Consider the following 2884-nt stretch of genomic DNA (forward strand, 5'->3'; position numbering starts at 1 on the left):
CTTGTTGGCCGTACTTTGGGTAGTGCTTTAGTCTGAGAGCGAATAGCGCGATTCCTCTGGAATCGCCGTCCTCGGCAAGGGCGACGCATTAGCGGCGCGTGGGGGGCGCGCCGAGGACGAATCTTACAGAATTGGAGCGGTGAAAGGATTGCGTGCCGAGGCGAATTTTAGAGAGTTGGGCCGAGCTTCTGCGCCCCTTTGGGTTGCGCAGTCCGCCGCCCCGGCAGGGGGAGGGCTGCAACTCGTCGGAGCTCGTTGCTGCTCTCCGCTGGTGGCGAACTGCTATAGGCCGAGAGCGAATAGCGCGGTTCTTCGAACCGCCGGCCTTGTCGCCCAGGCGCGGAGCGCCTCGGGGGAGTGGGCGACAGGCCGAACCCGACAGAATCGGGGCGAACTGTTGACCGAGCTTTTGCGACCCTTTAGGGTCGCGCGGGCCGGACGCCTCCCGCCGGGCGGCCCGCAACACGCCGCTCGCGCGTCGAGAGTTGCCGTTCCTCCCGGGCGTCCGGCTCGCTTTGCTAAGGAGGTAGTGAATTAGGGATTGAGGGTCGGAGCCAGCGTGGCCGGAAACGAGTTCTGCGACGTTGCAGGCCTACGCCTGGGGTGGCTCCGGCCCGCGCGGTTCTACGAACCGCAGGGATGCACTCAAAACGCAATTAGGGTAACTCCAGCCTCTTGCCCCCACGGGCACGCGCCCCCGTTTATTCCGAGAGGCAACGCAGCTGAATACCGTGGCCGCGGCTACTGGCGTAACTGATTCTGAGATTCGGTGCGCTGAAGTCCAAATATACTCCTTTGCTGCCGCTGATTGAAGACGAGTAACTGGAGCCATAGTTGCCGACGCTGCTCAGTATGCCGAAGGCATCGTTATTCCCGGCGTCGCGGTAGCCCGGGGCAGGATTTGTGTTTGTCGCGCGCCTGGGGAAATCTTGTCAAAACACGCGAGCGAGTTTTGATGATTTCCCTCCTAAGGCGGGGCGCGCGTCGTCCTACGGGAGGGTACTGCCCTCGGGCCGGGCAGGCCCCACGTCCCGTGGACGGGCGGTGCGTGCCGCACTCCCAATTGGCCGTGTCAGTCCCGTTTATTCCGAGAGGCAGCGCAACGGAAGACCGTTGGCACGGTGATACGAACCGCTGGCACTGAGGGCTGTCGTACGGAAACTCAAGTACATCCCACGGTAGTGGTCGTTTGAAGTATGGGAGGTGGACGAGTAGCTGTACCCGCTGTTGCCGATGTAGCTCAGTGTGCCCGAATAAGAATTGCGGTCGCCCGGGGCGGGGACGATGACTGAGGGGGCGGACGAAAATGCCTCCGCTCGGACATCGTAGCCGGACGGAGGCGTGGAGTATGCGGGGAGGCGGGACGGGCCTCTCCGATATCGAGTTACAGAATCAGCATGGCGTCGCCGTAGGTGCCGAAACGATAGCCCTCTTCTTTGGCTACTTCGTAGACTTTCAGCAGTTTGTCGTAGCCGGCGAAGGCGGAGACCATCATCAGCTGGGTCGAGTAGGGCAGGTGGAAGTTGGTCACCATGGAGTTCGCGACGCTGAATTCGTAGGGCGGGAAGATGAATTTGTTGGTCCAGCCTTCGAAGGGTTTCAGCATGCCGTCGGTCGAGACGGAGCTCTCGATGGTGCGCATGACGGTGGTGCCGATGGCGCAGACGCGTTTCTCTTTCTCGCGGGCGGTGTTCACTATACGGGCGGCTTCTTCGGTGATGAAGATGGGTTCGCTGTCCATCTTGTGTTTGGTGAGGTCTTCGACGTCGACGGAACGGAAGTTCCCCAGGCCGACGTGGAGGGTGATGGAGGCGCGCCCTACGCCTTTGATGTCGAGGCGTTTCAACAGGTGTTTGCTGAAGTGGAGGCCGGCGGTGGGGGCGGCGACGGCGCCCTCTTTCTCGGCGTAGATGGTCTGGTAGCGCTCTTCGTCGATGGTTTCGGCGCGGCGACGGAGGATGTGGGTCGGAACGGGGGCTTCGCCGAGCTTATAAAGGGCGTTCTTGAAGGCGTCGTATTCGCCGTCGAACAGAAAACGGAGGGTGCGGCCGCGGGAGGTGGTGTTGTCGATGACTTCGGCTACCAGGGCGTCGTCGTCGCCGAAGTAGAGTTTGTTTCCGATGCGGATCTTCCGGGCGGGGTCGACGAGGACGTCCCACAGCCGCTGTTCGCGGTTTAGCTCGCGCAACAGAAAGATCTCGATCTCGGCGCCGGTCTTCTCTTTGTTGCCGTACAGCCGGGCGGGGAAAACTTTGGTGTCGTTGAAGATCATCACGTCGCCTTCGCGGAAGTAGCCGAGGATGTCTTTGAAGATCTTGTGCTCGATCTTGCCGCTCTTACGGTCGAAAACGAGTAACCGGCTCTCGTCGCGGTTCTCGCAGGGGTACTGGGCGATCAGGCTCTCGGGCAGGTCGTACTTGTATTGCGATAGTTTCATCTCTTTAACTGTTTTTTATTCTGGTCGTGGTATTTTACGGGAACTGTCGCTTTTACGGTGTTCGGTGGGGGCTTTTTCAATGAATCTCTTTCTGCGTGTGGGGCGAGCTTTGTTCGCGCGCCTGGGGAAATCTTGTCAAAACACGCAAGCGCATTTTGACGATTTCCCTCTTAAGGCGGTGGCGCGCGCGGTCGAGCTTTGTCCCGCCTGAAACTGCCCTGCGCGGGCGGCGTCCGGGTGACCCCGGCGGGACGGAGCGAAACTACGTTTCGCTATGGCAGCCTCGGCCCAACTCTTTGTCCGCGCGCTGGCGGAAATCTTATTCAAAGCGCAAGACGCTTTGAATGATTTCCTTCTCCAGCAGTCGCGCGCGGTCGAGCTTTGTCCCGCCTGAAACTGCGCTCGGGCCGCGCGGGCCCCACGTCCCGTGGACGGGAAATGCTTACG

General features: G+C 60.9%; 1 protein-coding gene. It reads right to left on the reverse strand.

Features of this window, described 5'->3' with window-relative positions; all coding sequences use genetic code 11:
* Positions 1-1384 precede the first annotated feature (1384 nt).
* On the reverse strand, positions 1385-2437 hold the full coding sequence (queA, locus tag Q9S52_RS10625; protein WP_294593786.1) for a tRNA preQ1(34) S-adenosylmethionine ribosyltransferase-isomerase QueA: 1053 nt from the start codon (positions 2435-2437) through the stop codon (positions 1385-1387).
* Positions 2438-2884: the final 447 nt, after the last annotated feature.

Origin of the sequence: uncultured Rikenella sp., from assembly GCF_948810725.1 — a bacterium.
Lineage (GTDB): Bacteria > Bacteroidota > Bacteroidia > Bacteroidales > Rikenellaceae > Rikenella.

Excerpts from the sequence above, each read along its gene's own strand:
- queA (WP_294593786.1), bottom strand. The coding sequence starts at position 2,437 with ATGAAACTATCGCAATACAAGTACGACCTGCCCGAGAGCCTGATCGCC.